Here is a 24566-nt window from a genome sequence, read left to right as displayed (position 1 = left end):
TTTGGTTAAGCTTTGCCGCCTTTGGAGGGTGAACGTCATGAAAACGGAAATTTTTAAGTCGGCGCTGTCGACGCTTTTACTGGTAGGCCTATTCGTGGCTCCGGCCGTGGCACAAGAGTCGTTCACCGTAAAAAAGCAGACAATCAATGAAGCTTTAAGCCTGGAAGGCGTGGTTGAAGCCATTAACCAAAGCACAGTGTCAGCGCAAACGTCGGGAACTATTGTCGAGTTGCCGGTGGATGTCGATGACGCAGTCGATGCTAACCAACTTATTGTGCGGCTGGATGATACAGAACAAAAAGCGCGGCTTAATAGAGCAAAAGCAAATTTAGAAAGCGCTCAGGCGACATTGAATGATGCGCAAAAAAGGTTCAAGCGTATTAGCGAGCTGTATGATCAGAATGTGGTCTCTGAGTCGGAAAAAGATGAGGCAGAAACACAGCTAGAAACCAGCAAAGCTGGAGTTTCTGACGCTAAAGCAGCGGTAGAGGAAGCTCAAAAACAGCTCAGTTACACGCAGGTTCGTGCGCCGTATGCCGGCATTGTTACTGAACGTTTTGTTGACTTAGGCGAGTCAGTTCAACCGGGTCAGCCGCTTATGTCGGGGCTTTCACTAGAACAGTTAAGAGTGGTTACCGAATTACCCCAGCAGTACGCAAGCTACGTTCGCGACAACCGCAAAGCACAGGTGGTGACCGATGACGGCCGAGAGTTGTCGATAGCCTCTATGACTTTTTACCCTTACGCAAGTGAGCAGTCACATACTTTCCGGTTGCGTCTGAATTTAAATGATCCCGAAGGGGTTTTATTCCCTGGAATGCTGGTAAAAGTGAAAGTGGCTGTTGGTGAACGTAATGCTCTGCTCATACCCAAAAGTGCTTTACTGATAGAAGGTGAATTGCGCGGTGTCTATGTCTTGAGGAAAAACGATACGCCGCAGCTGCGGCAGGTGCGTGTTGGTGAGCGCACAAACGGTCAGGTGGAAATACTGGCTGGCTTAGCCGAAGGCGAGCAAGTTCTCGCGTCGGCGGAGGCCATGCTCGATGAGTAACCGTGATAAAAAGTTGGGTCCATCTGGCGTTATCGCCGATATTTTCCAGCGTTCGGAGCTCACGCCACTGATATGCCTGCTTGGCATTGTTATGGGTATTGTGGCTGTGCTCATTACCCCGAAAGAAGAAGAGCCGCAAATTGATGTCACCATGGCTGACATTCTGGTGGGCTTTCCCGGCGCTTCTATGCAGGAGGTTGAGCAGCTTATTGCAATACCGGGTGAGCAAATCCTCAGTGAAATGCCGAAAGTCGAGCACGTTTACTCGGTGTCTCGTGCAGGTCAGGCGGTACTGACGGTGCAGTTTGAGGTGGGCGTGCCCAGGCAGGAAGCGCTAGTAACGATTTACAACAAGACTCAATCGAACGTTGACTGGTTTCCTCCTGGCCTGGGTGTTATGCAGCCGGTGGTGAAGCCCCGCAGCATTGACGACGTGCCGATTATGACGCTCACGCTTTATGATAAAGACCAAATTAAAAGCGCCGAGCAGCTAACGGCACTCGCTCATCGGCTGGAAATTGCGTTAAAACAAATTCCCGGCACGCGTGACATTAAAACGCATGGTGCTGCGCGTCAGCATGTCAATGTTGAAGTGGATAGCAGTAAGCTTTCGGGTTATGGCTTAACCGTGTTAGACATAAAACAAGCCATAGATGCGTCAAATACTGCGGCACCGGAAACGCGGGTAACGCAAAATGGGTTATCGGTGCCGTTTCAGGCGGGGGCTTTCCTGCAGTCAGTCGAAGATATGAAGTCTTTAGTGGTAGGCACCGCAAAGGGACGTCCCATTTATCTTACCGATGTTGCTTCAGTTAAAGACAGCGGCAGTCAACCGGCACAGTCGGTTTTAATGGGCGGTTTAGATAACGAATCTCAGGTTTACCCGGCTGTGACCCTCGCTGTTTCTAAAAAGCCGGGCGAGAATGCCATTGATATAACCAATGCTGTTCGGCAGCGGTTGGCTGAATTAGAAAACGAGCTGCTTCCGGCAGATATCGAGGTGTCTGTCACGCGCGACTACGGTAAAACAGCGACCGATAAATTTAACCAGTTAGTGTCTGATCTTATTTCAGCGACAGTTTCAGTTATATTGCTGGTGTTGCTGAGCATGGGCTGGCGTCAGGCTGTTATTGTCGGTGTCGCGGTCATGGTGACCTTGCTGTTTACCCTGGTGTTCAGTTGGGCATGGGGTTTTACGTTAAACCGGGTTTCATTGTTCGCGCTCATTTTCTCAATTGGCATTTTAGTCGATGACGGCATTGTTATTACAGAGAACATTCATCGACGAGTGCGCAACTCTAAAAAAGCACTGACTGAAACCATTCCCAAAGCCGTTGATGAGGTGGGCTCGCCAACTATTATGGCAACGTTGACCATTATGGCAGCGTTACTTCCCATGGCCTTTGTCAGTGGGTTAATGGGCCCTTATATGAGCCCAATTCCTATTAATGCGTCTGCCGGCATGGTGTTTTCTCAGTTAATGGCCTTTATTGTTGCGCCTTGGCTGGCGCTACGGCTGTTAAACAAAGAGCGCGGCAAAGACAGTGAAGATGAAAGTGACTCGGCAGCAGGTACGTCAGACAAGCTCAAGTCAGTTTTCGAGAAATTATTAAGGCCGCTGTTAGGCGACAAGCGCCGTGGAAGGCGGGCTCTGTTTGGCGCCGGTGTTTTTGCGTTACTAATTTTGGTAATGCTGTTACCGGTTTATAAGGGCGTCATTCTTAAAATGCTGCCGTTTGATAATAAGTCTGAGCTGCAAATTGTGGTCGATATGCCAGACAATGCAGCTATGGAAGAAACGCAGCGACTGCAGGTTGCGTTAGGTAATTATTTAACCACCGTGGACGAAGTGGAAAGCTGGCAAGCGTATGCGGGTACGGCATCTCCTATTAACTTTAATGGCTTGGTGCGTCAGTACTATCTGCGGAGTCAGCCTAATCAGGGTGACATTCAGGTGAACCTGAAAAATAAAGAGGAGCGTGAGCGAGCTTCGCACGATATTGCTCGTGATATACGCTCGTCGTTGACCGATATAGCTAAGCCTTTTGGAGCCGCTATAAAAGTCGTTGAAGTGCCCCCGGGGCCACCAGTGTTAGCGCCAATAGTCGCTGAAATTTATGGCGGGAACGCAGAGCAGCAAATAGAGCTCGCGGAAACCATTTTGGCGAAAATGTCAGACACCAAGGGGCTTGTCGACAAAGACTCGACAGTAACCGATGACGTTGGTCGCTGGTTCCTGAAGGTTGACCGTCAACGTGCGGCACAACTGGGCGTTTCCCAACAGCAGGTGACTCAGTCATTAACACTGCTTGTTAATGCGCAGCCAGCAGGATACTTACATAAAGACACAGCGAAGTATGCGGTACCTATATTGGTACAGTTAAATGAAGGCGCTAAAGCACAGAAACAGCAGATACTGTCGCTCAATGTTCGATCACAAAACGGTGCTATGGTGCCAATATCGTCGTTTGCTTCTTTGGAAACTGAAAAGTGGCAGGGCAGTCGTTACCACAAAGACTTACAGCCGGTGACCTACGTGCAGGCAAATATGGCGGGGGAGACGGACTCACCCATATACGGCATGTTTGAGCTGGTTTCGTTAATTGATGAACTGGAGCAGCCGCCGGAGCAGTTCTTTATAAATCAACCTTCCGCAAACGGGCCTGTTGCTATTAAGTGGGACGGTGAGTGGCAAATTACCTACGAAACCTTCCGAGATATGGGAATTGCGTACAGCGTGGGTATTTTCATGATATTCGTGTTGCTGGTTGCTCAATTCCGCTCGTATTTGATGCCGTTAATTATTATGTCGCCAATACCCTTAACCCTGGTTGGTATATTGCCGGGTCATTGGCTGCTGGGGAAAGAATTCACGGCCACCTCCATGATAGGCATGATCGCCCTGGCTGGCATTATTGTGCGCAACTCAATTTTGCTGGTGGTGTTTATTCGTCAGCTTATCGATGAAGGTTACTCACTGGAAGACGCGGTGGTGCTCTCTGGAGCGGTGCGTTTAAAACCTATAGCGTTAACCGCAGTATCAGCAATGATTGGTGCTTACTTCATATTGTCTGACCCAATATTCAATGGTTTGGCTATTTCACTGATGTTCGGTCTGGCGGCATCGACACTGTTAACGGTGTTAGTTGTTCCTCTGTTGTACTACGGACTCTACGACTATTTAGCCGATAGCAAAAAAACATAATGTTGATGCCTGTCTAAATCCTTATTTCTGGCTAATACTAAACTGAGTATTGGGTCAGTAAATAGGAGACCATTATGAAAAGAGTAGAAGGTAAAGTCGCCATTGTAACCGGTGGCGCGCTGGGTATTGGCCGAGCGGCCTGCCTGGAATTAGCAAAAGAAGGCGCCAAAGTGGCTGTAACAGACATTGTGGACGCCGAAGGGCAAAAAGTCGTTGATGAAATTAAAGGTCTTGGCGGTACCGCCAAATATTGGCATGTCGATACAGCTAATGAAGACGAAGTAAGTCAGGCGTTTGTAGAGATCGCGAAGGAATTCGGGTCAATCGATGTTTTAGTCAATAACGCGGGCATTGCTGGGGTTAATAAGCCCACCCACGAAATTACCAAAGACGAATGGGACAAAGTCATTAACGTAAACGTCAGTGGTGTTTTCTATTGCACGAAACACGCTATTCCGGCCATGAAAAAAGCCGGCGCGGGTAGCATTATTAACCTCTCATCCATTTATGGAATGATAGGCGCTGCTGACTTACCGCCTTACCATGCCTCTAAAGGTGCGGTCAGGTTAATGAGTAAAAACGACGCACTCATTTACGCCAAAGATAAAATCCGAGTGAACTCAATACATCCGGGCTTTATCTGGACGCCACTTGTTGAGCAGCTGGGTAAAGAGTCAGCTGAAGGAGTCGATGCGTTTAGAAAACAGTTGGATAGCTTACACCCGATTGGCCATGTCGGAGCGCCTGAAGACATTGCTTACGGTGTGTTGTATTTGGCGTCTGACGAGTCCAAGTTTGTGACCGGAACGGAGTTAGTGATAGATGGCGGTTATACCGCGCAGTAAAGTTACTCAGGTTTGGGAAGAGGCGTCGGGCTAAAACTTAAAAGCTATCTTGTAAATATTTTGATCTGCCTTATTCTAGGGGCTATACAAGTTATAAAACTAAGGCGCTTATTTGCAAAACTTCATTCCCTTTGTCTTACTACTGCTGCTTGTAATGCCGGCCACTGCGCAAGACGTTGTCTTGAAGGTGGGCGTGTACCATAACCCGCCGAAAATTATGTTCGATGAAGACGACGACTTAAGTGGTATTCATGGTGACTTACTGACGGTTATTGCTGAACGCCATGGCTGGCAATTAATTCCGGTGGAATGCGAGTGGGATGAGTGTTTGCGGCAGCTAGAGAGTGGCGACATCGATATAATGCCGGATGTTGCCAAAACAACTGCACGCAACGAATGGATGTCCTTTCATAGTGAGCACGCGCTGCTCAGTTGGTCACAAATTTATGCCGATGAAAAAGAAGGCATCACCAGCGTTCTCGACTTAGACGAAAAAAAGGTCGCGGTGCTGAAAGGCTCCGTTCAGGAAGAATACCTGCGCGATATTATCGCAAGTTTTGAGTTATCGACGGAACTGCTTCCGGTTAACTCGTTTGCGGAAGGCTTTGACGCTGTTAAGGCGCAAAAAGCTGATGCGGTTGCGACTAACCAGTTTTTTGGTAATCAGCAGGTGGTGTCTCGCCGGCTCACTATGACGCCTATTATGTTTTTGCCCAATAAGCTTTACTTTGCGATGCGCAGCGGCAGTGAAGGTGAGGTTCTGGACGCTATTGGTAGAGAAATTCGTCAGCTAAAAGCCAATAAACAGTCGGAATACTACCAAATCATTAAAAATTGGAGCTCGAAGCAACAGCCACTTCATATTCCGACTTATGTGTGGTGGCTGTTTGGCTTGTTGGCGTTGGGGTTAGGTATTGGTCTGCTATTTAACTACGAGTTACGTAAAAAAGTGCGGGAGAAGACGTCCCAGTTAAAAGAGAGCAAGCAGCGGTTAGATACTATTTTAGGAAGTGTCGATGCTTATATTTTTATCAAGAATACCGAGCTGCGCTATGAATACGTGAATCAGCGAGTGGCGGACCTGTTTGGCAGAGAAGCGGAAGAGATTCTTGGCAAGGATGACTACGACTTATTTGATAAGACCACAGCAGATGAGCTGGTTGAATTAGACAGAAAAGTGCTTTCCACCCGTGAGCGTTCTGCGCAAGCCGAGGTGAATTATCTGCCGGGCGACAAAACACCGCACCACTACTGGTCGGTTAAAGTTCCCTTATACGATTCTAAAGACGATTTGGTGGGGGTTTGTGGCATTTCTACCGATGTATCCGAATACAAACAAATGAAAGAGGAGCTCGACACCTTAGCTTACTTCGATCAGCTGACGGGCCTTGGCAATAGACGTTTTATGCTCGACAGATTACGCCAGGGCCTGAAGCGATACGCTAAAGAACAAAGCGATGGCGCATTGATTTTGCTCGATATTGATCATTTCAAACACCTGAATGATAGACGGGGTCATGGCATTGGTGACGAGTTGCTTGTTCAGTTTGGCCAACGTTTGGAAAAAGAGCTACGCCAGCAAGACGACGCGGGTCGTCTCAATTCTGATGAGTTTATGGTGTTCTTGCGGCAACCACGCGATGGTACCGATGTTATGGTCGAGGAGTTAAGAGACCGATTAACGAGCTTATTGAACAAGCTGACGGAACCCTATGTCCTGGATGGTGAGGAAGAGCAGATTTCAGTGAGTATGGGGGTTGTGCTGTTGTCCGATGCTGCGTCGGAGAAAGAGATTCTGCAAGCGGTTGACCTAGCATTAACCCAGGCGAAAGAGGCCAGTGGCCCGCACTTGCAGTTCTTTAATGTGGGGTTACAAAGACGGTTTTCGTATCAGCAAGCGCTGTTGTCTGCACTAAGAAAGGCAATAACTCAGGAAACACTGCAGGTTTATTATCAGCCGCAATACGAGCGTATTAGCGACTCAAGCAAAATAACCTGCATGGGGTATGAAGCCTTAGTGCGTTGGCATGATGACGAGCTAGGGTGGGTGTCTCCTGGTGAGTTTATTCCACTGGCTGAAAGTGAAGGCTTAATGCGCAGTATTCATAAGCTTGTGGTAAAAAGAACGCTCGCGGACACACCGACGCTGCAGGCCCTAAACCCAGAGCGGCCAATTAGGGTGGCTATTAATGTCAGTGCCAGCCAGTTTAAACACAGCAAGTTTGTTGAAGACATGAATGAGCAAATGAAAATAGCCGGGGTGTCGGGCTCTGCCATTGAGCTGGAAATTACTGAAAGCTTGCTGATAGATGATATTGAAAAAACGGCGAAAACCATGCGTCAGTTAAAAGACTGCGGTATCACCTTTGCGCTCGATGATTTTGGAACTGGCTACGCCTCGCTGGGTTACTTAAAAGAGTTACCGCTGAACCGCCTTAAAATTGACCAGTCATTTGTGCAGGATCTTACACAAGACAATAGCGACACGGCGATAGTAGAAACCATTGTGGCGTTGGGACAAAGTCTGGATATGGAGGTTATTGCGGAGGGCATAGAGACGGAAGAACAGCTGAGTAAGCTCGAAGCACTCGGCTGCTCACAATTTCAGGGGTATTACTTTTCGCGCGCCGAGCCCTTGCATGCACTAACCAATGCAGAGGAAACGACATAATGCTGGTGTCTTTTCTTTGCAACTCAATCATTGTGGGGTTAGCGGTACTGTTTCATTATGAGGCGTTAAATCGTATCGGGCGGCTAATTGCTCATATGCGGGTTTTCACGCAAATTCGTATTATGTTTGGTGTCTTTCTCGCACTTATCGCCCATACCGTTGAGGTCGCTATTTTTGCGGTCGCTTATTACCTGATGCACCATCGAGATGGCTTTGGCGATTTAACAGGCAATTTTGACGGCAGCTTTTTGGACTCGCTGTATTTTTCCTTTACGGTTTTTACTACTGTCGGCTTCGGTGACATAGAGCCAACCGGAGCGTTACGCTTTTTAACTGGCATTGAAAGTTTAACGGGCCTTGTTCTTATTACCTGGACGGCATCTTTCCTGTACGTTGAAATGCAGCGCTACTGGCATCGATAGCAAAAGCGACAACTGAAACATTTGCTAACAGAAGCTGGCTTCTCTCGTTATACAAAGCGGTGTATCTTTATAGGCAGGCATGGCAGCTTGAGACACTAAAATTATGATGCAGGAAACATTAAAAGTTCTGGTAGTTGATGACGACGCACGGCTTCGTAGCTTGCTTGAGCGCTATTTAACGGAGCAAAACTTTATCGTTCGCGTTGCGCAGGATTCTGACCAGATGGACCGTTTACTGACGCGTGAAAACTTCCATTTGATGGTGCTTGACCTCATGCTGCCCGGAGAGGATGGCCTTTCTATTTGTAAGCGTTTGCGTAACGAAGGTAATAATATTCCCGTCATTATGCTGACAGCCAAAGGCGACGAAGTTGATCGCATTATTGGTTTGGAATTGGGAGCGGATGACTACCTTGCTAAGCCCTTTAACCCGCGTGAATTATTAGCACGTATTCGAGCAGTATTGCGCCGTCGTGGCTCAGAGGCCCCTGGCGCTCCGTCGCAGGAAGATCAAGAAGTCGAGTTTGGTGAGTTTCGACTTAACCTGGGCACTCGCGAAATGTTTCATGGCGATACACCCATGCCGTTGACCAGTGGTGAATTCGCGGTACTTAAAGCCTTAGTGACTCATGCCCGCCAGCCGTTGTCTCGTGACAAACTCATGCACTTGGCGCGCGGCCGTGACTACAGCGCCCTTGAGCGTTCTATCGATGTGCAGGTATCACGCCTACGCCGCATGTTAGAAGAAGACCCGACTAAGCCACGCTACATTCAAACGGTGTGGGGACTGGGCTATGTCTTTGTTCCTGACGGTCAACTGAAAAGCTAATGAAGCTGTTTCCAAAGTCAGCGTTTGCCAGAACGGTTGCGCTGCTTGCACTAATTTTGCTGATAAACCAGGTCGTTTCTTACGTCATGGTCAGCAACTATGTGGTTAAGCCTTCCATTGAGCAAATTAACGAACTTGTTGCCAAGCATATTCGAACTATGTTTATTCCTCGCCAGCACTCGCCTGAAACCGAGCGCGAGCTTATCGAGCGTTACCGCGAAGAAACAGGTATTGAGATATTCAATGATTCGCAAGCCAGAGAAAATGGTCTGATTAACTCAACCTATTACGGTTATTTGTCAGACGATATGAGCTTGATGTTAGGCGGCGAAGCTATTGTGCGCGTATCTCAGGGCAATGAGTTTTTTATCTGGGTGAAGCCGCCAAAAGCTCCGGACTTTTGGATACGAGTGCCTTTAGAAAGTATGCAAAAAGGGCAGTTTTCACCACTAATTATGTATTTGCTGCTTATTGGCGTGTCGAGCGTTTTAGGCGGCATGCTGTTTGCGAACTGGTTAAACCGACCGTTAAAAGCACTGGAAGAATCGGCACGTAAAGTTGGTAGAGGCGAGTTTCCTGAACAGCTGCAAGAGAAAGGCGCTAGCGAAGTGATGGCTGTGACCCGGGCGTTTAACCATATGTCAAAAGGCATTCGTGAGCTGGAAAACGATCGCAACCTTCTGATGGCGGGGGTTTCCCACGATTTACGCACACCGCTGACACGCATTCGGCTGGCGGCAGAAATGATGCCCGAAGACGATACGCTGGCACAGGGCATTGTTGAAGACATCGATGATATGAACGACATTATCGATCAGTTCATTGACTATGTTCGCCTCGACCAACAAGAGAAAAGCAGCCGGGAGTCATTGAATGAGCTGATAGAGCAAACTGTTGCCAATGTACCTGACAGTTGGGAAAAGCATTTTGAGCTGGCGTTGGGTAATTTACCCTTAGTTTGGCTGCGGCCTTTGTCTATGAAGCGCGTCATTGTGAACTTACTGGAAAACGCAGAACGTTACGGTAAGCAAAACGTATTAGTCAGTTCCGGATACAATAAAAAACAAAAAAGCGTATGGTTTAGCGTCAGTGATGATGGCCCTGGCATTCCCGAAGAGCAACAAGCGAAGTTATTTCAGCCCTTTATGCAGGGCGATAAAGCTCGTGGTGGCGTAGGCTCCGGGCTGGGCTTGGCAATTATTAAGCGTATCGTTGACCGTCACGATGGCTGTATAACATTAACAAACCGCCCGGAAGGCGGTTTGTGTGTACGTATTGAGTTACCTCTGCAGGCGGTTTCAAAAGTTACAAAGCAAGCCGATTAATACCATTCAAGGCAGCTACTCGATACGCTTCTGCCATGGTTGGGTAGTTAAACGTGGTATTCACAAAGTAGTCGATAGTGTTGCCGCCGTTTTTCTGCTCCATAATAGCCTGACCAATGTGAACAATTTCCGATGCTCGTTCACCAAAGCAGTGCAGCCCCAATAACTCACGAGTCTCACGATGAAAGAGAAGCTTCAGGCAACCGACGTCAGCGCCGGAAATTTGCGCACGAGCAAGGTGTTTGAATTGAGCCCGACCGACTTCATAAGGCACTTTCATTTCTGTTAACTCTTCTTCCGTTTTACCGACTGAGCTAATTTCAGGAATGGTATAAATGCCCGTGGGTATATCACTGACTAAGGCTTTGTCGCTTTCGCCATTAATAATTGCGGATGCACAAATACGGCCTTGATCATATGCTGCGCTGGCTAAGCTTGGGTAACCAATAATGTCGCCCACTGCATAAATGTTGTCGACCGAGGTTTGGTAGTTTTCATCGACCTCCAGTTGGCCGCGATAGTTTGGCTCCAGTCCAACAACATCACAGTCCAGATCCTCAATATTACCCGAGCGGCCGTTGGCGAATAGTAAGCAGTCTGCGGCCATGGTTTTACCTGATTTGGTTTTCAGTACGACCTTGTCGTCGTAGCCGGTAATGCTTTCATACTCTTCGTTATGGCGAATAACGACGCCGCTGTTACGCAAGTGATAACTTAGCGCGTCGGATATCTCCGCATCTAAGAACGAAAGTAGTCGGTCGCGTTGGTTTATCAGGTCGACTTTAACGCCCATGCCGCGGAAAATACTGGCGTACTCACTACCGACAACACCGGCACCATAAATTAAAATGGTTTTTGGTTCGTGCGACAGTGACAAAACTTTGTCAGAGTCATAAATACGTGGGTGATCAAAGTCGATATCTGCCGGGTGATAGGGGCGCGAGCCTGACGCAATAACCACGTGCTGCGTAATCAGATCGTCAACGGAGCCGTCGAGTTTTGTCACACGAATACGGTTTTTGTCTAAAAATGACGCCGTACCGTGTACAACAGTAACCCCGTTACGGTCATAAAAAGAGCTGCGCAATTTTACTTGCTTGCGAATAACAGACTCTGCGTAGTGCAGAATATGACTAAAGGTCATGCCGCTTTGCCAGCCCGGGCCTGAGAACAGTGGGTTATTGTTGTATTCAATGAGTCGGCTAACCGAGTGACGCAATGCTTTAGAAGGAATGGTTCCCCAGTGAGTACAGCCGCCGCCCAGCGCTTTATGACGCTCGACAATGGCGACGTTATAACCACTTTTGGCAAGTTGCATTGCGGCGCCTTCACCGCCGGGCCCCGTACCTATTACAACAACATCAAATTCAGTTTCCGTCTCGGGTTTTTGGCCTGTCATAATGCTCACTTCTATATTCGCTACAATGGCTTGAATACTAGCACTCATTCTAAAAACCGTAAATTCAGACTGTTTTCTGTACGCAGAGTCGTTATAGTAAAGAGAGACAATGACTTGGATGGTTGTATGACAAAGAAGCAAGTCCCTCAAATTTTATCCCGTCGCGTGGTGGCTCAAAGTCGGCTGCTGCGCATTGAAGCGGTCGACTTAAAGTTCAGTAATGGTGAGCAGCGCCAGTTTGAGCGCATGAAAGGTAGTGGTCGTGGTGCCGTTATGATTGTACCTTGCCTAGACGAAGATACCTTACTGCTTATTCGCGAATACGCAGCTGGCTCACACGATTACCAACTGGGCTTCCCCAAAGGGCTGATTGACCCGGGTGAAACGCCGGAAGAAGCGGCGCAGCGAGAGTTAAAAGAAGAAGTTGGCTATGGTAGCCATAATCTGGAGTTTTTAACGGAAGTATCGATGGCCCCGCAGTTCTTCTCAGCAAAAATGCATATATTCGTGGCAACCGACCTTTATCCTGAAAGTTTGCCCGGCGATGAGCCGGAGCCCTTGGAAAAAGTCACCTGGGCGGTAGATGACGCAGACAACTTATTAACTCAGCCGGATTTTACTGAAGCTAGAAGTGTGGCAGCGCTATTAATGCTACTGAGAAAGCGGGGGCAGTCAGCCAATGCTTGAGACACTCAAAGCTATCGCGAAAGAAGCCGGCGAAGTCATTATGACCATGTACGAGCGCCGTGACTACAAAACCTCGGAAAAACACGATGATTCCCCGGTGACGACCGCGGATATCATCGCCAGTGAACTGATTGAAGACCGGTTAAAACAGCATTTCCCTCACATTCCGGTGTTGTCAGAGGAAAGTGACCACGAGAATTACAACGAACGGCGCAAATGGTCGTCGTATTTTCTCATTGATCCTATCGACGGTACGCAAGAGTTTATTGCACGCTCTGGTGACTTCGCCGTTAATATTGCCTACGTGTCTAATAACGAGCCTGAAATGGGCGTCATTTTTTGGCCGGTTGGTGAGGCAATCTATTACGCAGAAAAAGGCCGGGGCGCTTATAAAGAAGATGCTGTCGAGCGGCAGAAAATTTCGGTGCGTCAGCTGCAAAACCCGGAATCTGACCCTTTGATTATTGCCATAAGTCGCCGTCAGGCAAGAGAGCCGGTGTTAAGCCGTATGCAAACACAGCGTGATATTCAGCCACTACCGACAGGCAGCTGTTCCTTAAAGTCGTGCTTTATTGCCGAGGGCAAAGCCGATTGCTTTTTACGACTAGGGCCGACCGGAGAGTGGGACACAGCCGCCTCGCAAGTGATTGTTGGTGAGGCGGGAGGTCGTATTGTAAATGAGAACTTTGAGCCGATAACTTACAACCGAACGGTCAGTTTGCTGAACCCAAATTTTTTAGTGTTGGGTGATCAAAATGTTCCCTGGGAAGAGGTGTTTATTGCTCGTCGTCCGCGTTTCCGGTGACGCTGTCTTTGGGCACTACGTCGACGCTTTCGTGTAGCTCTGAGAAGACAATAACGGCTTCTCCACTTTTCACCTGCTTTCGGAGTTGCTCGACTTTGGCGTCAAACGACATTTCCTGCGAGCCGTAGTCGGTGCCTTCACGCAGCACCACGGACTCAAGCAGGTTGTTCAAGGTTTCAGTGTCCACTTCTTGCCATGGAATAATCATAAGCTCTCCTGTTTAGTCGTTCTCTGACTGAAGCTCTTCGGTCAACTCGGCCAGTGACTCTTCTGCTTCCATCCAGGTTTCTTCTAATTCACTCAGCTCTTTTTGTGCCGCCGTTTGTTTGTCTAACAACGCCTGTAAGTCGGCTTTGCGGTCGTCGTTATAAAGACTGTTATCGGACAGCTGGTCATGAAGCTCTGCTAACTCGTTTTCTAAGATTTGTATGCGCTTTTCGGCTTTTTCAATGGTCTGGCGCAGGGGCTTAGTCTTTTGACGCATTTCCGCTTCTTTGCGCTTTTGTTCTTTGCGGTTATCGCGCTGACGACTAGGCGCTGTTTGCTCTGAGCGTTTGTCACTGGCGGCACGCTCCTGCAACCAGGCATGATAGGCATCCAAGTCGCCATCGAAGGTCTCCGCCTTTTTATCGGCCACCAGACAAAACTCATCGACCGTCGTGCGTAGCAGGTGACGATCGTGCGACACCACAATTAAAGCGCCTTCGTATTCCTGTAAGGCCGCAACCAGAGCGTCGCGAAGTCCTAAATCTAAATGGTTGGTAGGCTCATCGAGCAGCAATAAATTAGGTCGCTGATAAATAATGAGCGCCAACGCTAAACGCGCTTTTTCACCCCCGGACATAGGCTCAACCGAGCGTGTTGCATGGTCACCGGAAAACCCGAAACCACCCAAAAAGTCCCGTAGTTTTTGTTCGCTGGCGGTGCTGTCCATACGTTGCAAATGCAACAGCGCCGATGCTGACATATCCAGAGTTTCGAGCTGATGCTGTGCAAAATAACCAATACGCAAGCCCGGGTTCGCAATACGTTCGCCGGCCATGGGCTCAAGCTCTCCGGCAAGGAGTTTAATTAAGGTCGACTTACCCGCACCATTACGGCCAAGCAGCCCTAAGCGCGTGCCCGGCACCAAGTTCAGCTTAATATGTTCCAGAATGGTGGTGTCGCCGTAACCGGCTTTTGCATCGCGGAGTGTCAGTAATGGGTTCGGCAGCTTTTCCGGCTCTAAAAAGTGAAAGTCGACACCGCTTTCAGCACGAAGAGGCGCCTGCGTTGGTAATTTTTCAATGGCCTTCAAGCGGCTTTGCGCCTGCTTAGCTTTACTGGCTTTATAGCGAAAGCGGTCAACGTACTTTTGCAAGTGCTGGCGCATGACCTGCGCTTTTTCAAATTCACTTTGTTGTTGGGCTAAGTGCTCAGCGCGCTGGCGTTCAAATTGAGAGTAGTTGCCTTTATAGGTATTCAGCTTGTTATGTTCAATATGGACAATGTCAGTGGTTACCGAATCCAGAAAGTCACGGTCGTGCGAAATAAGAATCAGCGTTCCTTCGTACTGTTTCAGCCAGCCTTCCAGCCAGAAAATAGCGTCGACGTCGAGGTGGTTGGTAGGCTCATCGAGCAGCATTAAATCAGCGCGGGCTATCAGCGCTTGCGCCAGGTTTAGTCGCATACGCCAGCCACCGGAAAAGGCTTTCACTGGTTGTTGCAGTTGCGACTGAGTAAATCCCAGCCCGGCCATAAGCGAGGCTGTGCGAGCTTGTATGTCGTAAGCGCCAATAGCCGCCAGTTTGTCGTGGCAGTGCGCAATTTGTTCGCCGTTGTTAGAAGCTTCCGCAGTGGCCAATTGTTCTTCCAACGCGCGAAACTCTGTGTCTCCGTCCATGACATAATCAATCGCGGACTTCTCGAGTGCAGGGGTATCCTGTGCGACGCTGGCTATGCGCCATTCTGCGGGAACATGTAAGTCGCCCGTGTCGGCATGCAGCTCGCCCCGCAACATTGAAAACAGTGACGACTTACCGCAGCCGTTGCGGCCCACCAGACCCACTTTGTGGCCGGGAAAAACTTGTAAGTCACTGTCCTCAAATAAAACATCGCCACCACGCATTAGGCTGATGCTTTGCGCTCGAATCATAAATCACTCTGCGTTATCATTAGTTACGTTGCAGCCAATTCTAACACAGGAGTTGTCGTGGCTAGACAAAAGAAACGATTTATCGCTGGCGCAGTGTGCCCAAAATGTGAGGCCATGGACACACTCATGTTGTTTATTGAAAACGATATTGAGCAGGTGGAATGCGTGCAGTGCAAGCACCGCTTTAGCGAACCTAAAGAGCAGGGCGGTGGCAGCGAGCGCCAGTTTGATCAGGTCATTGGTGTTTTCAAACCCGATTAGGCGTCGCGGGGTAAGCCTTTTTCTACCGCACGCACCAATCGTTTCAGCTGTTTAGTAACCTCTGCAACACCGGTGCGCTGACGCTCCAATGCCCAGTCGATGTGCTCTCGCACCATGTCGGTTACGCCTTCGGTTTTATTCTCTAGCGCTTCTATAATGGCGGCATCTGAGGGCGCGTTACCTAAAGCCACGGCCAGGTTACGCAGCCAGCATTCATAACCTATTCGACGAATAGGCGAGCCTTGTAAATTGTCCAGAAACTGTTGTTCAGTCCAGGCCCAAAGCTCGAGTAACTGTGGCGAATGCAGTTCTTGTCTGGGACTAAAGTCGTTTTCGTCGGTGAGTTGGGCGTAGCGGTTCCACGGGCAAATGAGCTGACAGTCGTCACAGCCGTAAATACGATTACCAATAAGCGGGCGAAACTCTTCAGGAATGGCGCCGCGCAGCTCAATGGTTAAATAAGAAATACAGCGCCGTGCGTCCAACTCATAAGGAGCGACAATGGCCTGAGTTGGACAAATGGTCATACAGGCGGTGCAGCTGCCGCAACCTTCCTCAACAGGCTCATCGACCGGTAGTGGTAGGTTAATCAACAGCTCACCTAAGAAAAACCAGGAGCCACTGTCTCTGTCTAAAATGAGTGTGTGTTTACCTGTCCAGCCTAGCCCGGCCTTTTCCGCTAGCGGTCTTTCCATAATGGGGGCTGAGTCAACAAAGGGGCGAAAGTCGGCGCCGTCAAACTCTGACTGTATTCGGTCACCCAGTTGTTTTAAGCGTTTACGCATGAGTTTGTGGTAGTCCCGCCCTAATGCATAACGGGAAATATAGCCTTTGCTGCCATCTTTTAGCGTCTTTGCAAAGCCGGCTTCAACGGGTAGGTAGTTCATACGCACGGAAATAGCTCTGACCGAGCCTGGATGCAGATCCGCCGGACGCGCCCGCAGCATGCCGTGGCGCTCCATAAAGTCCATTTCGCCGTGATAGCCATTGTCCAGCCACTGCTGTAAAGTGGCTTCATGTTTACTAAGATCTAAGTCAGTAATACCCACTTTTTGAAAACCCAGCTCGGCGCCCCAACGCTTAATATCATCGGCCAGCTGTTGATAGTTAATGGAATTGGACATGGTCAGGAGTAGCTATGACGGCAATTGATAACGTCAGTTTAGCACAACGCGTGTACACCGTGGAACAGGTACAAAAAGGCGAAAAACCAGCGGCTGAAGCGTGCTCAATAAGCATGATGCAACTGATGTCTGCTGCCGGAGCAGCTGTGTTTAAACACTTACAGCAGGATGTAAAAGCACCGGCGAAAATAGCGGTATGCTGTGGTGAGGGCAATAATGGCGGCGACGGTTACATTATTGCTCGGCTGGCGCAGGAAGCCGGGTATCAGGTAGACGTATTTGCCCTATCACCGAACAAGACTATTTCGTCCAAAACGGACAATAATGGGGAGCGCGCACGTTTGGCCTGGCGTGACAGTGGAGGCCAGGAAAAGGCGGTTAATGACTGTGAACCGCAGCGTTACGATATAGTTGTCGATGCGCTTTTCGGCGTTGGCCTTAACCGCGCTCTTGAAGGCGCTGCGGCTGCGCTTGTCCAGACCTTAAATGAGGCTTCTGCAAAGGTTTTGGCGGTGGACGTCCCTTCAGGTCTTAATGCGGATACGGGCTCAGTGCCGGGAGTCGCAGTTCACGCCTGCAAAACGGTGTGCTTAGTTGCTCATAAACGGGGGCTGTTAACGGGGAAAGCAAAGAATCATGTCGGGCAGTTAGTGTTGGAAGACCTGGGTATTGGTGATGCGTTTGCGAAACAAAGCAAAGCCACCTATGTGAGAGTGACGACAGAGCACATTCAAAATTGGCTGCCACGAAGACAGCCCTGTGAACACAAAGGCGATAATGGTCATGTCCTTATCGTTGGTGGTCAGCCGGGCATGTCCGGGGCTGTTGTGCTGGCAATGCAAGCGGCACTGCGCTGCGGTGCCGGTAAGGTGTCGGTGGCCTGCCACCCTGAGGCTCAGGCGATGGTTGCTGCTGCCCAACCTGAAGCTATGGTGCGCGCCGTAAGCTCTCAGAAAGACTTACAGGCAATGATGGAGCAGGCGAACGTTATAGCCTTAGGCCCGGGACTTGGGCAAAGTGATTGGTCGCGAGAGGCTTTCAGCTGGGTGGCAGACCATTGCATTAACACTAACAAAGCTTGGGTTATTGATGCCGACGGGCTGAATATTTTGGCCGCTCATGAACAAAAAGAAAGGCTTGGCTCGCGAGTGATATTGACCCCGCATCCAGGTGAAGCCGCTCGATTATTAAATATTGACTCAAATAAGGTAGAATCTGACCGCTTTTCGGCATTAAATGCGCTGCGTGATAACTACGAAGCGCAAATTTTATTAAAAGGCGCCGGTTCGCTAGTGACCAGCGACGCAGGGCAGTTTATTCTGGATGCCGGCAGTCCGGCAATGGCAAGCGGTGGTATGGGCGACTTGCTGACTGGCTTGGTAAGCGGCTTAGTTGCACAAGGTATGCCTGAAACCGAAGCCGTAGTTGCGGCAGGTATATGGCATGGCAGAGCCGGAGAATTAGCGGGCAACGAAGGTGAACGGGGAACCTTAGCTTCAGATTTGTTGCCATACATACGTCAATTAGTGAATGGAAAAATAACGTAAAATGAGTGTGGTTTTCGAGCAAGAGTTGCCGAATGAGGAAGCTACGTTAGCTTTGGCGAAGCGTTTTGCAGAAAGTATTAAAGAGCCGGTGGTGGTTTACCTGGAAGGAGAACTGGGCGCGGGTAAAACAGCGTTTTGTCGAGGGGTGATTCAGGCTCTGGGTCACGAAGGCGCAGTAAAAAGCCCAACTTACACCCTGGTAGAGCCTTATCAGTTAAGTGGCTGGCGCATTCATCATTTCGACTTGTACCGCCTGGCTGACCCGGAAGAGCTCGAGTATATGGGTATTCGTGACTACTTTGCCGAAGACACTCTAAATTTTATTGAATGGCCGGAAAAAGGTGCAGGCTGGCTTCCGGACGCAGACATTGAAATTGCCTTAAGCTATTATGAGCAGGGCAGAAAAATAATTATAAATGCGCTAACTAACACCGGGAAAACTATCGTTCAGTCATTATGATAAAAAAGTTTTGGGTCGTGCTTCTTGCCTTATGCTCGTTCAGCGTATGGGCAGATAACAGTATTGAGAGTGTCAGGGTTTGGCCGTCGCCGGACAAGACGCGTGTGGTTTTTGATTTATCGGAGACGCCAGAGTACTCCTACTTTATGCTGAACCAGCAGAAGCCGTACCGCTTAGTCATAGACTTTAACAACACTAAGTTAAACACTGGCTTAACCAACCTGGGTAAAGACTCCTTACTTGTGCGCAAAGTGCGTACCAGCAGCCCTAAGAATAATCGTAGTAGCCGCATTGTCATTGAACTGAACTCGAAAACAGAACCAAACCTATTTGTACTCCCCGCGAATGAGTCATACAAAGACCGCCTGGTGGTCGACCTACCGGGTAAGTCAGTTGAACGCAGCGGTCCGGCAAAGTCGATTGACGAACTCAAAGATCGCAAAGTCACTATTGCAATAGATGCTGGTCATGGCGGGGATGACCCCGGCTCAATAGGGCCACGTGGTACTTACGAAAAAAACGTGGTGATAAAAATAGCGCGTGCTTTGGCAAAGATGATTAATGATGACCCGGGCATGCAGGCGTTTTTAGTGCGCACAGGCGACTATTATTTGGGCTTGAATGAGCGTCCGCAAAAAGCCTGGGATGCTAAAGCCGACTTCTTCGTATCGATTCACGCTGATGCGTTCAGAACACCTCAACCTCGGGGCGGATCGGTTTGGGTCTTGTCTAAGCGACGGGCGGACTCAGAAGTGGGTCGTTGGTTAGAGAATAGAGAGCAAGAGTCTGAGTTACTTGGCGGTGTTACCGATATTTTAAGTAAAAACAGTCACGAGCCTTATTTGGCCGAAACCTTGCTTGATATGTCGATGGACAGCTCTATTGCCGGCGCCTACAGTGCAGCGCGACACATTATTGATGAAATGTCATCCGTTACTAAAATGCACAAGACAAAACCTCAGGCGGCCAGTTTGGCAGTATTAAAGTCACCGGATAAGCCGTCGCTTTTGGTCGAAACTGGGTTTATTTCTAACCCGGACGAAGAACGCTTATTGACCAGTAATGCGCATCAGCAAAAAATGGCTCGGGCGCTGTATAACGGTATTCGTCGGTATTTTGTCAGTAACCCGATAGACAACACCTACTTGGCGAATCAGAACAGCTTTACTTATACGGTGAAGTCGGGTGACTCTTTGTCTGTTTTGGCGCAACGTTACAATACGACAGTGAAAGCGATAAAAACGGAAAACAATTTAAGAAGTAACGTCCTTAAAATTGGACAAAAAATCACTATCCCGAGCCGCTAATGCCGATTCAACAATTGCCTATAGAACTTGCTAACCAAATTGCCGCCGGTGAGGTAGTCGAGCGTCCGTCGTCGGTCGTAAAAGAGTTGATAGAAAATGCCTTAGACGCCGGTGCAAACGAGCTTGTTCTAGATATTGAGAAAGGCGGCAGCAAGCGTATTCGTATTCGCGACAATGGCTGCGGTATTTCTCGAGATGAACTGACGTTGGCGCTGAGTCGTCATGCAACCAGTAAAATTAAGTCATTAGAAGACTTAGAGTGTATTGGTAGCTTAGGTTTTCGAGGGGAGGCTTTAGCCAGTATTAGTTCTGTGTCGCGGCTGCGGTTAACGTCGAAGCCGGCTGAGCAAAGTGAGGCATGGCAGGCGTGGACAGAAGGTCGCGACATGCAGGTTAATGTCGAACCTGCCGCGCACCCTAACGGCACGACCGTTGATATTCAGGATTTATTTTTTAACACGCCAGCCCGGCGTAAGTTTTTACGTACAGAAAAAACCGAGTTTAGCCACATTGATGAGGTTATAAAGCGTATTGCGTTAAGTCGGTTTGATGTGGCATTTCAACTCAGCCATAACGGCAAAACGTTGCGGCGCTATCCCAGGGCGGATTCAGAAAAGCAGCAGTTGCAGCGCGTGGCAAAAATTTGTGGCGGGCAGTTCGCTGAGCAGGCGTATCAGTTACAAAGCCCGGAAGGTGACTACAAATTAAAAGGCTGGATGGTGGCACCGGAGCACTGTCGGTACCAGGGCGATGTTCAGCATTTTTTTGTTAACGGCCGTATGATGCGTGACAAGCTTCTAGCGCACGCCGTGCGGCAGGCTTACGAAAAGTACTTACCGACTGACCGCGTGCCGACTTACATTCTTTATTTTGAGCTACCTGCTGAGCAGGTCGATGTAAACGTGCATCCGGCCAAGCATGAAGTGCGCTTTCATTATCAGCGGCAAGTACACGACTTTATTCTTACTCAGGTTGAACGCGTATTACGCTCACTGACTGAAATGTCAGTAAGTGCTGGCGCCGAAGACGCATCGGTTGATTTTAAAGGCGAGCCTTACGAAAGTGCCCACCGCCATCAGTATCAGTCGAACGATACGTCAACCATGAGGGAGAGCAGTCGTTATTCAACGGCGCCAAGAAAAGCTATGGGGTCGTTACTGCCTAACGCGGTAAAAACTGCCTCAGGACGTTTTGAGAGTCAACCTGCATCAACAGGGAATGCATCGGCATTCTACGCATCGGCTTCTGTAAGTACACAAGAAGCAAGTTCCCCGAGCGAAAGTTGGCGCTTACTGTCACTGTTTAACGGGCATCAGGCTTTAGTTAGACACTCAAACCGGTTGGCCTGGCTGAATGTACGACAGGTGCATGCAGTTTGCGCACAGGAGAAGCTTTCTCAGCAGCTTGAAGACGGCTTGTCTGGACAGCCATTATTGGTTCCCGTAACGGTATCAGCAAAAGAGTTTAAAACGCCGGTTAGCCAATGGCCAGAGCAACAGCTGAACCGCCTGGGGGTCATGTACTATCGTCAGAAAGATATGGTGGTTATCGAGCAAATGCCGGAAATGCTTCGTAAAGGCAATGTCGCACTGTTATTTAAGCAATTACTTGAGCAAGTGTCAGAGAACTCCGACACCCAGCTGCTAACATGGCTGACGGCCTTTGTTGCTAAAGGTGAATACAGTACAACGGAAGCAGAGCACTGGGTGAAGCAGTGGCGCGATCAACTACATGAGTCTGCCGACTACCTCCAGTTTATTGAAGTGCCGGAGGCTTATAATGCAAACCACTAATGCGGTTATTACCATTTACGGTCCAACAGCTGCCGGAAAAACAGCCCTGTCGCTGGCACTGTGCGACAAGCTGGACTGTGAAATTATTTCCGTCGATTCGGCGCTTATTTACCGCGGAATGGATATTGGCACCGCAAAACCAACACCGGAAGAGCAAGCCAAAGTACCGCATCATCTTATCGATATTTGCGACCCGTCAGAGACTTATTCAGCGGCCGACTTTCAGCGCGATGCACTGCGTTTAATTGACGACATTCAGGCGCGCGGAAAGGTTCCTTTGCTGGTTGGTGGCACCATGTTGTATTTCAAAGCTTTGCTCGAAGGCTTGTCGCAGTTGCCTGAGTCTGATGCGTCGGTTAGACAAAAACTTACCCAAGAAATGGAAGCAAGTGGGCTTGCTGCTTTGCATGACCGGTTGAAAACGGTTGATCCTGTCAGTGCCAACCGCATACATCCGAATGATCCTCAGCGAACCCTGCGCGCACTGGAAGTTTATGAGGTCAGTGGAAAAACACTGACTGAACTGACGAAAGAGCGCTTTGGTCAGCTGAATAAGCCCGTTTATCAGTTTGCGATTGCGCCAAAGGAGCGTTCAGTACTGCACCAGCGCATTGAGCAGCGCTTTGATCAAATGCTGTCTGAGCCATTCGAGGACGAAGTTAGAAAGCTGTTTGAACGTGGCGACTTACATGAAGACTTACCGTCCATTCGTAGCGTCGGATACCGCCAAATGTGGCAATACCTAAATGGCGAACTGTCGTATGAGGAAATGCGAGAGCGCGGCATTATCGCTACCCGGCAGCTTGCAAAACGCCAACTAACCTGGCTGAACGGCTGGCCAGGTGTGACTTGGCTGGAAACTGATGACCCGCAAATGAACGACAAAGTTGAGGCTGCCTTAGCTCAACCTGCGCAAAAATTTCCTCCCAAGGATTGAAATTTTCAGTACCGCCCACAGATCCGATTAGCAAATAAATGAGTAATTTTTAACGTTTTTCTGGTTGCAAAAATTCTTTACTGGTCTAGTGTGTGTTTACAGGTGATAGCAAATTGGCGGTGCTGTCACTTTTTGTATTTCGCATTGGATAATGAATAACGATAAAAAAAGGAATCCAAGATGGCCAAGGGGCAAACTCTACAAGACCCGTTTTTAAATGCATTGCGCCGCGAGCGCATCCCGGTATCCATTTATTTGGTCAATGGTATAAAGCTACAGGGGCAAATTGAGTCGTTTGACCAATTTGTTGTATTGCTGAAAAACACTGTTAGCCAAATGGTTTATAAACACGCTATTTCGACTGTCGTCCCGGCTAGAATCCCGCAAAACTACTTGCCTCAGCAAGCGGCTGAAGGCGTGGCTGAGTTCGACGATTAATTTTAAGAAAAGAGAGGTCTGATACAACTTGTTCGATAGGTATGAAGGTGGCGACTACGCAATTTTGGTTCATGTGGACTTTCCCACTGAAGTAAACCGAGAAGATCTCTCTGAACTTAAACTTTTAGCAAACTCTTCTGGTGTTGAGACTCGCGGCGTTATAACAACAAGCCGCGGTTCACCGACGCCGAAATACTTTGTTGGCAGTGGTAAAGCAGAAGAAATAGCCGAGCAAGTGAAGGCGCTGGATGCCAACATTGTTATCTTTAATCATGCGTTATCCCCAACGCAAGAGCGTAACCTGGAAGCTATCTGTAAATGTCGCGTTCTGGACAGAACCGGGCTTATTCTTGATATCTTCGCTCAGCGGGCGCGTACTCACGAAGGTAAACTGCAGGTAGAGCTGGCACAATTACGTCATATCTCAACGCGTTTGGTACGTGGCTGGACTCACTTGGAGCGCCAAAAAGGTGGTATCGGTTTGCGCGGCCCGGGTGAAACGCAGCTTGAGACTGACCGACGATTAATTCGCGGACGTATTAAGAATATTCTGCGGCGTCTGGAAAAAGTTCAAAAGCAACGCGAGCAAGGACGGCGTGCCCGTCAGAAAGCCGAAATTCCTACAGTTTCGTTAGTGGGCTATACCAACGCCGGTAAATCAACGCTGTTTAATCAGTTAACGGAAGCGGGCGTTTACGCAGCAGACCAATTGTTTGCGACGTTGGACCCCACTCTTCGTAAGCTCACTATTGAAGATGTTGGCGACTTGATTCTGGCGGATACTGTTGGTTTTATCCGGCATTTGCCGCATGACTTAGTCGCTGCTTTCAAGGCGACGCTTCAGGAAACCCAGGAAGCCGACTTACTTTTGCATGTGGTTGACGTCGCTGATGACCAGCAGCAAAGTAATATTGACCAGGTGACAGAAGTACTCGAAGAAATTGACGCTGGGGATGTGCCACAACTGATTATTTGTAATAAAATAGATCAGATAGATGGCGCAAAACCACGTATCGATTACGAGGATGGCAAGCCAGTAAGAGTCTGGGTATCGGCTCAGGAAGGTATTGGTGTCGAGCTTATCTTAGAGGCTTTAACCCAGTTACTGGGCCCTCAAATGATGGACGCCACACTAAAAATACCGCCGTCTATGGGTAAATTACGTGGTACATTGTACGAACTCAACAGTGTGACATCGGAAGATGTCGACGAAAACGGACAACTGGCGTTGCATGTGCGTTTATCATCGGTAGACTGGCAGCGCCTGAAAAAACGATTTGATAGTAATTTGGATGAGTTAATTGTCCAAAAGAACAATTAATATAA

21 protein-coding genes are annotated in these 24566 nt (G+C 48.8%); 17 read left to right on the top strand and 4 right to left on the bottom strand.

Annotation, left to right across the window (positions count from 1 at the left end):
- Window positions 1-37: 37 nt before the first annotated feature.
- From B3850_RS05950 to envZ, 7 genes are all read left to right on the top strand, one after another.
- Window positions 38-1051, top strand: a complete 1014-nt coding sequence (locus B3850_RS05950; RefSeq protein WP_286872527.1) for an efflux RND transporter periplasmic adaptor subunit — start codon at window positions 38-40, stop codon at window positions 1049-1051.
- The gene (locus tag B3850_RS05945) at window positions 1044-4256 is read left to right on the top strand and encodes an efflux RND transporter permease subunit (protein ID WP_286911534.1); all 3213 of its coding nucleotides are present in this window, start codon (window positions 1044-1046) and stop codon (window positions 4254-4256) included. Before B3850_RS05950 ends, B3850_RS05945 begins: the two co-directional genes overlap by 8 nt.
- A 74-nt stretch (window positions 4257-4330) precedes the next feature.
- Window positions 4331-5101, top strand: coding sequence for an SDR family NAD(P)-dependent oxidoreductase (locus B3850_RS05940; protein ID WP_286911533.1), 771 nt, complete (start codon window positions 4331-4333; stop codon window positions 5099-5101).
- A gap of 112 nt (window positions 5102-5213) precedes the next feature.
- A complete protein-coding gene (locus tag B3850_RS05935; RefSeq protein ID WP_286872512.1) occupies window positions 5214-7772 on the top strand; it encodes an EAL domain-containing protein in 2559 nt (852 codons plus the stop codon).
- On the top strand, window positions 7772-8194 hold the full coding sequence (locus tag B3850_RS05930) for a potassium channel family protein (RefSeq protein ID WP_286872510.1): 423 nt from the start codon (window positions 7772-7774) through the stop codon (window positions 8192-8194). Before B3850_RS05935 ends, B3850_RS05930 begins: the two co-directional genes overlap by 1 nt.
- Window positions 8195-8297: 103 nt before the next feature.
- Window positions 8298-9023 (top strand): two-component system response regulator OmpR, encoded by a 726-nt coding sequence (gene ompR, locus B3850_RS05925; protein WP_157980643.1) that lies wholly within the window; start codon window positions 8298-8300, stop codon window positions 9021-9023.
- Window positions 9023-10348, top strand: coding sequence for a two-component system sensor histidine kinase EnvZ (gene envZ, locus B3850_RS05920; protein WP_286911532.1), 1326 nt, complete (start codon window positions 9023-9025; stop codon window positions 10346-10348). Before ompR ends, envZ begins: the two co-directional genes overlap by 1 nt.
- Here envZ and sthA read toward each other — a convergent pair.
- The gene (gene sthA / locus B3850_RS05915) at window positions 10329-11747 is read right to left on the bottom strand and encodes a Si-specific NAD(P)(+) transhydrogenase (protein ID WP_058576683.1); all 1419 of its coding nucleotides are present in this window, start codon (window positions 11745-11747) and stop codon (window positions 10329-10331) included. The genes envZ and sthA overlap by 20 nt on opposite strands.
- A gap of 126 nt (window positions 11748-11873) precedes the next feature.
- On the opposite strand from sthA, the gene nudE reads away from it, so the two are divergent.
- Together nudE and cysQ are read left to right on the top strand one after the other, a co-directional pair.
- Window positions 11874-12434, top strand: a complete 561-nt coding sequence (nudE, locus tag B3850_RS05910; protein ID WP_286872503.1) for an ADP compounds hydrolase NudE — start codon at window positions 11874-11876, stop codon at window positions 12432-12434.
- Window positions 12427-13239, top strand: a complete 813-nt coding sequence (gene cysQ, locus B3850_RS05905; protein WP_286872500.1) for a 3'(2'),5'-bisphosphate nucleotidase CysQ — start codon at window positions 12427-12429, stop codon at window positions 13237-13239. The genes nudE and cysQ overlap by 8 nt, the downstream gene beginning before the upstream one ends.
- On the opposite strand, the gene B3850_RS05900 is transcribed toward cysQ, so the two are convergent.
- Both B3850_RS05900 and B3850_RS05895 read right to left on the bottom strand, forming a co-directional pair.
- Window positions 13211-13447, bottom strand: coding sequence for a YheU family protein (locus B3850_RS05900; protein WP_053953137.1), 237 nt, complete (start codon window positions 13445-13447; stop codon window positions 13211-13213). The genes cysQ and B3850_RS05900 overlap by 29 nt on opposite strands.
- Window positions 13448-13459: 12 nt before the next feature.
- Window positions 13460-15373 carry an ATP-binding cassette domain-containing protein gene (locus tag B3850_RS05895; RefSeq protein WP_286872495.1) on the bottom strand — a complete coding sequence of 638 codons (1914 nt, stop codon included), beginning with the start codon at window positions 15371-15373 and terminating at the stop codon, window positions 13460-13462.
- 57 nt (window positions 15374-15430) lie between these two features.
- On the opposite strand from B3850_RS05895, the gene B3850_RS05890 reads away from it, so the two are divergent.
- Window positions 15431-15634 (top strand): YheV family putative zinc ribbon protein, encoded by a 204-nt coding sequence (locus B3850_RS05890; protein ID WP_053953135.1) that lies wholly within the window; start codon window positions 15431-15433, stop codon window positions 15632-15634.
- Here B3850_RS05890 and queG read toward each other — a convergent pair.
- On the bottom strand, window positions 15631-16758 hold the full coding sequence (gene queG / locus B3850_RS05885) for a tRNA epoxyqueuosine(34) reductase QueG (protein ID WP_286872491.1): 1128 nt from the start codon (window positions 16756-16758) through the stop codon (window positions 15631-15633). The two genes, B3850_RS05890 and queG, sit on opposite strands and share 4 nt — an antisense overlap.
- A 14-nt stretch (window positions 16759-16772) precedes the next feature.
- Between queG and B3850_RS05880 the strand changes: the two genes are divergently transcribed.
- From B3850_RS05880 to hflX, 7 genes are all read left to right on the top strand, one after another.
- Window positions 16773-18305 (top strand): NAD(P)H-hydrate dehydratase, encoded by a 1533-nt coding sequence (locus tag B3850_RS05880; protein WP_286911531.1) that lies wholly within the window; start codon window positions 16773-16775, stop codon window positions 18303-18305.
- Window position 18306: 1 nt separating this feature from the next.
- Window positions 18307-18765 carry a tRNA (adenosine(37)-N6)-threonylcarbamoyltransferase complex ATPase subunit type 1 TsaE gene (gene tsaE, locus B3850_RS05875; RefSeq protein ID WP_126753009.1) on the top strand — a complete coding sequence of 153 codons (459 nt, stop codon included), beginning with the start codon at window positions 18307-18309 and terminating at the stop codon, window positions 18763-18765.
- Entirely contained in the window at window positions 18762-20072 is a 1311-nt protein-coding gene (locus B3850_RS05870) for an N-acetylmuramoyl-L-alanine amidase (RefSeq protein WP_053953131.1), read from the top strand. Before tsaE ends, B3850_RS05870 begins: the two co-directional genes overlap by 4 nt.
- A complete protein-coding gene (gene mutL, locus B3850_RS05865) occupies window positions 20072-21865 on the top strand; it encodes a DNA mismatch repair endonuclease MutL (RefSeq protein WP_286872483.1) in 1794 nt (597 codons plus the stop codon). Before B3850_RS05870 ends, mutL begins: the two co-directional genes overlap by 1 nt.
- Window positions 21852-22802, top strand: coding sequence for a tRNA (adenosine(37)-N6)-dimethylallyltransferase MiaA (miaA, locus tag B3850_RS05860; RefSeq protein ID WP_286911530.1), 951 nt, complete (start codon window positions 21852-21854; stop codon window positions 22800-22802). Before mutL ends, miaA begins: the two co-directional genes overlap by 14 nt.
- Window positions 22803-22982: 180 nt before the next feature.
- Window positions 22983-23240 carry an RNA chaperone Hfq gene (gene hfq, locus B3850_RS05855; RefSeq protein WP_053953128.1) on the top strand — a complete coding sequence of 86 codons (258 nt, stop codon included), beginning with the start codon at window positions 22983-22985 and terminating at the stop codon, window positions 23238-23240.
- Window positions 23241-23268: 28 nt separating this feature from the next.
- Window positions 23269-24561 carry a ribosome rescue GTPase HflX gene (gene hflX / locus B3850_RS05850; protein WP_053953127.1) on the top strand — a complete coding sequence of 431 codons (1293 nt, stop codon included), beginning with the start codon at window positions 23269-23271 and terminating at the stop codon, window positions 24559-24561.
- The last annotated feature ends 5 nt before the right edge of the window (window positions 24562-24566 follow it).

The sequence above is a fragment of the Idiomarina sp. UBA4520 genome, assembly GCF_002388365.1.
GTDB classification, from domain to species: domain Bacteria; phylum Pseudomonadota; class Gammaproteobacteria; order Enterobacterales; family Alteromonadaceae; genus Idiomarina; species Idiomarina zobellii.
The sequence above is the reverse complement of the archived record's forward strand: the minus strand, read 5'-3'. Positions and strand labels throughout refer to the sequence as shown.